This is a genomic window from Candidatus Lokiarchaeota archaeon, from assembly GCA_014730275.1.
Classification (GTDB): Archaea; Asgardarchaeota; Thorarchaeia; order Thorarchaeales; family Thorarchaeaceae; genus WJIL01.
This window is the reverse complement of record WJIL01000087.1, coordinates 1-9190: the sequence shown is the minus strand read 5'-3', so window position 1 is coordinate 9190 and position 9190 is coordinate 1. Positions and strand designations below refer to the sequence as shown.

Genomic DNA, 9190 nt, shown 5'->3' with positions numbered 1-9190 from the left:
GATGAGAGGCGCCTCAGGATCACCTGATTCTCCAAGCTCCTCTATCATTTCCTCCAAGGGGACTTCGTCAGCCGGAACAGTGTATTTATCGTAACAATTGCGTATCCAGTGGGGGGATAGGTTCTCGTACGCACGAATGCCATTGTCAACCACAAAGGTGAGCTCACTTAGCTTAGGAATATCAGGAATGGGTGCGGAAGATGAACATGGATAATTACCGCTTTTGATATCCTCAAAGGTGTATTCGAAAAACGGGTAAATGGAACTCGCACTCTTGGATTGTTTCTCCGGCAGATGATTCTGTTCGAGAAATATGGATATTTCATCTATTACCTCTTGATATTCAAGATCTGAGGGAAGCGATAGGAGATGATTGTCAATGTCAGAGTTCTCCCAAGAATGACTTTTGAATCCCATCTCTCTTAGAAGTAGATCTATGAATTGCGATCTCTCATTTTGATTCAGTATATCGAGGTTTATCCTCAACAGCTTCTGCAATTCATTCCAAGGGATATCTGAGATTGACACCGAAAAATCAGTAACTCGACAACGGCTACTTTTTCTCATGAGCCTGTAATAAAAAGGGGCGAAGATTTTCAAAGTACGTCTCTTAAGTGAAGAAGAGCTACGTAGAATATGGTCTCCTCTCAATAGCAATGGACTAACATCTATTTCTTTGATTGGATTGTCTTTTATTGTGAAAGGATAACGTAGATGTCCCGGGTCCATGTTTTCGGGGTTCCATAGCTCGTTGCATTCGATGAGAGGGTAAAGCGATAGATGACTGATCTTGTTCTTGTCTAAATCAACCCTTCCAATTACGGGACAAAAGGCAAGACTCGAAAGATCAAGGCGTTCTATTTGATTTCGGTCTAGATGTAGCTCCGTCAATTTGGGACAAGCCGAGATGGCTGTCAAATCAAGTTCCTTCAGCTCATTATGCGACAAGTTTAGAATTTCCAAATCTTTACATCTTGAAAGAGATGAGAGGTCTACTTCTCGAAGCTGGTTATGTGAAAGGTTGATTTCACTTAGCTCACGGCATGCAGCAAGAGGCGTGAGATCCACTTCTTCCAGATTATTGAATCTAAGATCGAGCAATTTTAGGTGGGTGAAGTTGGAAAGAGGTGAAAGATCAATTTCCTTCAAATCGTTGCCTACGATAATCAACTCCTCAATCTTCCTACAGGAAGAAAGAGAGGAAAGATTTACCGCGGTGATTAGTTTAGATTCTTCAGATATGACCGTGTCGTAATTTTCTGCGAAGTCGGAAAGCCGCTTGTTCCACCCAATAGTTAGCCAGCTGCCATCACGAGGAACAGGCCCCCAATTGGCCACGACTACATGTTTGACTTCGTTTGCAGGAGCCAATGACTTTCTCTTCTTCTCACCACCTTCAACTTCGTATTCTAGTTTCATAGAAAATCTCCCTTTAAATCCAAATATACAAAATACTATAACAAAATATATCGCGCCAAGGAATACTCCGCCAACCCATCCGCCCCATAGTGCCCCAACCGTGATAGAAACTGCGAACAATATCCAACACGATGATGCACCTTTGTTCAGAATTCCCACCCTGCCCCTATCTTTTCGGTCTCTTGAACATTTAACTTAGGAACTTTAAGTATTACCCTTAGTTTCACAATAACATCGAACCCGGCGAATGTTATCTTCCAGCAGTGAATGTTGGCTCTTTTTCGAGACAACCACTGACCCGACCAGATATGCGGTAACTTCCTCTCATTGGCACTGGCGCGCTATCATATTCACGAATAGATAAACAATGAGCCTGTAGAGATGCATAATTCAGTCAGATTTATTCAAATACTGGTTTGATCTACGTTCAAGAAGGAAAAAACATCGAAATTTGATTGATGGCAAGAGTTGGATGCATTGGGAATCATGCTCTAAGAGATGGCTTGTCCCTTTTCTGTACGAAGCTTATCTTCCAAAGAAACTGAAAATGTCTGGAATAGCAATACTACCAACAAGAAACGAGACCGCCATCATCGAGTTGAATATCCCCATCATAGTGAACAACCATTTGTAGTAACTCGCTTTGTTCATGGCATTATCTTTCCGGAAACTGAATTCAATTGTATTTGATTTAAGGATGAAATACCAGCTATTAGCTTACAGTCAGTGCATCAGAACAGTCTTAGTCCCAGCATCTGTACCCGCTTATCGAAGCTCGTCAGGTTTTTAGGCCTCGAGGCTACTATCTATGGGACCATGTCCGCTACAATAGGGCATGGTTTGCGTTCCTGCCGAGAGGGATGACGACCTGATGAACCGAAATATTCTCCTGTTTATGATGCTGATTCTGTTATTCGCTTCAGTCACAGATGAAAGAGCTGTGCCAACAATCACCGTCAAGGGTGTGGACCACTCAAAATATGTGATATCTCAGACCGAGATGCCAATCTACGAGTTGGTGACTCCAGAGGTGAATGAGTCCAGAACCGAGCAATTAGCACGTTCACTTACCCCCATTCCGGAAATATCCGTCGACGAAGCAGAAGAGCGGTTTGTTGTAACCTACCTGAATCAGACATTCGAAATGGACCGACGCGACGGTTCGATGTGGTACGCAGATTATGACAAGCTTTGGAATGTCGCGCTAGGAATTGAGGTACCGATACCCGAAAGTTGTCGTCGTACTGCAGACGCCTGGCTAAATGAAAAGGGTTTACTCCCAGAGAGTGCAATCTTTGCAAATATCGGATCTACGAATGCTACTTTCTACAACCCCGATTCTCAAAGAACGCTATCGAAGGTGCTCCAGTACCACGTGAACTACGAGTTTGAAATCGATGATTACCCTATCGCTGGTGAAACAGCACAGATATCCGTCATCATCGGCGAAGGTGGAGACACACTGGGATTCAACTGGAAATGGAGAGAGCCCAAATCTGAGCCCTATACAACAGCCAATCTCATAGAATACGAATCCATACTGGAGGTATACGGCATTAGCTCAGATGATGTGGTGGACCACCAACTGGTATATACAGCAGATGATGATTCGGAAAAGACTCTGCTCTTACCGGTCTGGGAAATTGAAATAATGGAAGATGAGGGTGAGGAGGGAATACCTCACAAAGTGCTGCAGTTCGATGCTACCCTGTTAGATCCCCAGGTCGAAATTACAGAACCATCACATCAGCTCTCCGTCATGCCTGGGACATCGATCACATTTGACTGTGATGTGCAGTTCGGAACACCGCCATACACATATCAATGGAGATCAGACTTCGATGGAGACCTAAGTACATCCAAGTCCTTTACGTGGCTGCACCTTTCAGAGCTATTGAAGAAAGACGCTCCAATACCGCATGCAATCTCAGTCAGAGTGAGAGACGCAGAAGACAGGGGCTGCAGTGCTTGTATCGCGGTCTACATTGAGACTGTTGATTTCGCTCCCGACATAACCGTCACTCTGGTTATTATTGCATCAATCACTCTGGTCGGTGGGTCGCTGCTGTTGTATCGCAGGAAGAAAAGTGGTCTTCTGCTTCTGCTTGCATTCATGGTTCTGTCAGCATTCCTTCTTTTCCCAGTTTCAAATGCTGGAAGCGAATCATCCAGTGTGAGAACAATCGTTCCAAGCGGTCCTATAGGTGCATACGATGATGGCAAGAAGGAGGTCGGAATAGAATGGGTAGGCATGTCCGATCTTGATTCACCGCTCTGGAATACTGAGAGGAACATCGAAGGCTTCTACAATTGGATGGGCGCCGCTGGAGGATATAGCAAGGAATTCAACTGGGGCGAATGGTCTGCGTGGGAAGAAGACTTCAAGGATGCATCCCATAGTGGAACTGATTCCGAATGGATTGATGCGGTTGATATCGTATATTATCAGGACCATGGGGGAGCAGGTGGGGTTTGCTTCACATCACAGCACGATGATGGTTGGTTGAGTCCAAACCATATGCGGCTGGGCGATGGTGATTTGGAGACAATTGTATTCGATGCTTGCAGTCCTCTTAAGTGGGAAAACAAGGATGGAGTGAATGTCTTTGAAAGATGGGCACAAACCATCCAAGGTGTTCATCAAATCTGTTCGTTTGCAACGAGCTCACGAAATGTCCGAACGAGAGGAGAGCGATTTGGACTCTACTTGACCGGGTTGCCTGCGGTTCTACCGGCGCGGACGATAGTGCAGGCGTGGTTTAGGGCGTGCCTAGAAACAGAAGGGAGTGACAAAAAAGCTGCGGTATTCTATGCATCGAAATCTCCGGACCCGGGCAACCCTCAGTTGGATGATCCAATCAATGACCATGCCTACGGTTACGGGTATGTCTGCTCTGACCCTACTCCTGGAACCTTCGGTTGGTATGTGTATATAACATCCAATTGCTGATGGGCCGCCAAGGATAGAGATTCATGTAGTCATTGTATGAGATTAAAAATGGATAAACCACAATTCAGCCAAGTGAGGAACCAGACAGCCACAGCGTCTTCATCTCTCGACTCTTAGGCTATTTCCAGAGAAGGATAAATAGTCAGCATGTCTTTACAAAAGGGAGCAACCATGAACTATTCTTCAATAGTGAACAAGATTCATGAGGAACTTGAGACCGCTGGGTATGCTGAGAGAAAGGAGAAAATCTCAGGATACATGAAGACCTCCAACCTTGCCTTCATCGGTGTCGAACTACCTGATATCCACCGCATTGTCAAGAGCAATATCAAATCACTGAAACCTGACGAGCTACCTCTGCTTATGGAAGAGATGTGGGCTATCGAGACTTTCGAGACAAGGCTGGCTGGGATAGACATGATGAAGGTCTATGCTAAGAAAGGGCCCATCCAGAACGCCCTTAGCATCGTTGATGAGTGGATCGATGACCTGGATACCTGGGGTCTCAGCGACCCTCTGTGCCAGCCCTGCATCGGCACTCTTCTTCATCGAGACTCTTCTGTTGAAGAAACCCTGAAAAAGTGGCGAGATTCAGACAACTTCTGGCGTCGCCGCTGTTCGGTGCTCCCGTATCTGTATCTCTGTCTCAAGTCCAACTACATGCCTGAATTCGACACACGAATACTCGAAGCTGTAGAACCGCATATCGATGACCAGGAGTTCTTTGTGGGGAAGGCTGCAGGATGGGTGCTGCGAGAACTCAGCAAGCGAAACTCAGGCCTTGTGAGAGACTACATTGAGAAGAACGAGAATCAAATGACCAAGCTCGTCCTGCGAGAAGGCTCGAAGAAGCTCTAATTGAAATCTGCCAACTCCGAAGGCAAGATGTGGAACGGGGCTTGTCCACCGCTTTTCGAAGCAGGGTTTATATACAGAATCACCGATAACTTAAACGCTCTATTAAATCCAATGATTATTGGGGGGAATCAACTGTCAACAGCGAATATGCCTGCCTAATGACACAACCAATGCTCTGCAGGCATGGAGGTGGAAGTAACTTGAGAAGAGATATCCAATTTTGTGTTCTACTAGCAGTGCTGGTTTTCATTGTGATAGGAATTTTCCCGATTGAAACGAACTGCAACTACCAGTCGACTAGAATGGAGATGATTGCAGGGAAAAAAGAAATGATCTTATCTGAGGAAAAATCACTGCAGACTGAGATTGCCCCAATCTGGAACCACACGTATGGCGGAGATGAAGGGGACAACGTCTATTCTGTCATTGAGGTGAGCAGCGGAGGATATGCTTTCGTTGGCAATACTTACAGCTATGGTGCAGGGTTGTGGGATATGTGGCTAGGGCGTGTAGCATCAAATGGCACACTATTGTGGAACCGCACTTTTGGTGGAATAGAGGATGATAGAGGATATGATCTACTGGAGCTTTCTGATGGTTTCATAATCGTTGGAAACAATGCCACTGATTATGGAGACCAATATGTATGGGTCGTACGTACGGACCTGGATGGTCATGAGCTTTGGAACAAGACGTACGCCAGAGGCTTTGGCCGTACAATTTACCAGCATGATAGCGGCGAATTTACAGTGATTGGCGAAGCATATTCAGGCATAGGACGAGTTCTTTACCTTTTGCGTATTGATTCACTAGGTGAACACATCTGGTCAACCAAGTACGAAAGACTCGGTGCAGACATCACCGTCGAATCAGCTGTTGAGACTGATGATGGTGGGTTTGCGATTGTGGGTCAGAAGATGCATGAGATGTCGGAAACGAGTGCATTCATAGCCAAGTTTGACGAATATTGGCGGCTGCAATGGGAACACTACTACGGGGGACTAGGTTCTGATGATGGGCAATCAGTATGCACAACTAATGATGGAGATTATGTTCTTATAGGAAGAACTCGAAGCCTTTCTGATGACACTTCTGATGTGCTTGTAGTTCGTATCGATGAAAACGGAAACCATCTCTGGACACGTAATTACGATGTTGGCGATCTTGATGCGGGTGAGTCTGTAACTCCAATCAGTAGCGCGGATTGTGTCATACTAGGAAGCACTGATGGGAATATGTGGTTTGCCCGACTAGACGAGGACGGGAGTCTTTCATACAATCAAATCTATGGCGGCCCGGGAGGTGAATCAGGAAGTGACATTCAAATTATAGGAGGAGACGGTTTCCTCCTCTCAGGACGTACAACCAGTTACGGCCCCGGATCAAGTGCTGTGTGGATGCTTAGACTACCAGTATTGGAGTGGATTGAGACGCCACCTGATATGGAAGTTGAATATCTTGACTCTCTCCGCTACGATTTGAAAGCGAATTCCAGTGCAGGCATCATTTCATGGTCATTGAACGACACAACTCATTTCGATGTCAACTCAACAGGCACCGTGAAAAACGCTAGCGTTTTGTCTGTCGGGACCTACCATGTATCGGTATGGGGCAATGATTCGGTAGGTGGGATTTTGGCGGGGGAATTCACCGTGGTTGTACAGGATACAAAGGGACCTACGTGGATTCAGGAACCTACTGATCAAGTGCTTGAAGCTGGAGATGAGTTTCAATATGATTTGAACGCCACGGATGAAAGCGGGATATATGAATGGAAGCTGAATGTCACAACTGCGTTCTCGATTGGTCCTAGTGGGGTCATCACAACGAACCTTCAGATGCCTGTAGATGACTACCCTATTAGCGTTTCAGTGAGTGACATCTATGGTAATTGGTTGCATGATGATTTCATCTTGACGATTCAAGATACCAAATCACCCGAGTGGGTCATGCCACCTGAGAATCAAATTATACAGCTGGGTGAGGAACTTGACTACAAACTCTATGCTTCCGATTTATCTGGCATTTTCGGGTGGACCGTAAATGATACTGATCGATTTGCCATTACTAGCGAGGGGCATCTACGCAATATTACTCCTCTGAGTCCTGGAACGTATTCGCTAAATCTCAGTGTATGTGATACCTACGATAATCAACTCTAAGTCGTTATCTCCGTTACTGTGCTCAGCGAAGATACAACGCCCCCTACTTGGACTCATGAACTTGAAGATGAGTATATTGAGTGTGGAACAAGCTTCAGATACGATATCAATGCGTCAGATCTATCCGGTATTGATTCCTGGTGGGTTAGAGACTCCAGTTATTTCACTGTGGACAGCACTGGAACAGTTGAAAACTCATCAAACCTCCTTGTTGGTGTCTATTCCATCTGCATATCTGTTAACGATACAGCAGGAAATGTAGCAACAGGCTGGTTCACGCTTTTTGTCGTTGACACGACACCACCCGAGTTTCTAGAAAAACCATCCCAACTTGTTCTAGAATATGGGGAGAACCTGATATACCAATTCCATGCGATAGATTTGTCTGAATTGGACGAATGGTGCGTAAATGACACTATACACTTTGAAGTGAATGATGGTGTTTTGGTGAATGCCACTCCACTCCCATCAGGTCAGTACGGGCTTCTTCTTAGTGTTACTGACATCTATGGCAATACACAGTCAACGGCATTTGCAGTAATCGTGAATCCCCAAACAACTACCATTACGACAATCACTAGCACCACTTCGACCACTACAACACCAGAAACCACTCCGACCACAGAGCCACAGGATAATGAGAATATTCTCCTGATTTTCCTGGGAGCTTCGCTAATCGCAGTTCTGGTTATAGTTGTGACCATAGTTATTCGAAGACGAGGAGCAACATGAGAATAAGCATCAACCCACTTCCTCAAGAAAACCCAAGGAAGTGTCGCTATGCGTCTATTCGGGCATATTCTGCATTCCTCCAGATGTAAGTACCTAGACCTTGCGATATGTTGAAAGGCACGTCATCAGTATCCGGTATGCGTCCGACCTGTATATTTTCGTTGTTTATCTCGATTTCGAGCCCGGCTTCATCCAGGGCCTGCCGCACACGAGAGAATTCCCGCAACGAGCACTGAGTTCCCAGCTTCAGCACCCTCAGAATCTGAAATCCGTAAGCCGTGAGCCACAGAGGCCGCAGGTCCACTCTGCTTACTCCAGTTTCAGAATCCAATAGGTTCGTGTGGATGACCACATGTTCCATTTCGCGTTGGCGGAGTTCAAGAATCCTATCGATGTATCGCACAAAAAAGGAATGCTCCTTCATCTTCTCGACATCGAAGCCGATAGTCGTACCACCTTGCTTGATTTGCTTCTTCCAGTTCTCGATTATGATGTGACGAAGTGCAGCCTTCGATCCTTCTTCCAGTATCTTCTCGAACACCACATTGGGTGGTCTATCGATGAGGCCGATACCATCAAGGCCCAGCAGCTCGGGCAAATACTGCATCAGCCGATAGTACTTCCATTCGGGTTTGTATTCCTCTGCATCCAGTATGCGTCTTCTTATCAACGCCAAATCAGGAGGAGGTCCCGGCTCCAGCCATATTCGTGTCATGTTTCCCAGCATAGCTCCTGCCGTATCTCTAACATCCTCAGGTGATACCTCTCGTTCGTGAATTCGCAATGGCCAACCCTGTGACACACAATAGACACATCCGTGGCTGTAATCCAAGTAAACGGTGGCATAGCACAGCCTACGATTAACAGCTCGAAACCGTTCCCGTTCCTCATTCTTTTCTAGCATCGCATGTTTCCAGCTAGGAAAAGCTGAGAGCTTCATTTCGCGAACATCTTCATCGTTGACACATAGGATTCTTCGTTCGTCATCTGTGTATTCATGGTGCAGTGGACGGAAACAGGGACACCCTTGCACGACCTGAGCTTTGCCCTGTTTTCCAACCTGCATGTT

Annotated in this window: 5 protein-coding genes; 4 read left to right on the top strand and 1 reads right to left on the bottom strand. The window is 45.9% G+C overall.

Annotation, left to right across the window (positions count from 1 at the left end):
• A partial coding sequence (locus GF309_10020; GenBank protein MBD3159111.1) for a hypothetical protein occupies positions 1 to 1419 on the bottom strand: 1419 nt, incomplete at its 3' end.
• 871 nt (positions 1420 to 2290) lie between these two features.
• Here GF309_10020 and GF309_10015 point away from each other — a divergent pair.
• From GF309_10015 to GF309_10000, 4 genes are all read left to right on the top strand, one after another.
• A complete protein-coding gene (locus tag GF309_10015; GenBank protein ID MBD3159110.1) occupies positions 2291 to 4369 on the top strand; it encodes a hypothetical protein in 2079 nt (692 codons plus the stop codon).
• 147 nt (positions 4370 to 4516) lie between these two features.
• Entirely contained in the window at positions 4517 to 5227 is a 711-nt protein-coding gene (locus GF309_10010; GenBank protein ID MBD3159109.1) for a hypothetical protein, read from the top strand.
• 200 nt (positions 5228 to 5427) lie between these two features.
• Positions 5428 to 7389, top strand: coding sequence for a hypothetical protein (locus GF309_10005; GenBank protein MBD3159108.1), 1962 nt, complete (start codon positions 5428 to 5430; stop codon positions 7387 to 7389).
• Positions 7390 to 7407: 18 nt separating this feature from the next.
• A complete protein-coding gene (locus tag GF309_10000; GenBank protein MBD3159107.1) occupies positions 7408 to 8121 on the top strand; it encodes a hypothetical protein in 714 nt (237 codons plus the stop codon).
• Positions 8122 to 9190: the final 1069 nt, after the last annotated feature.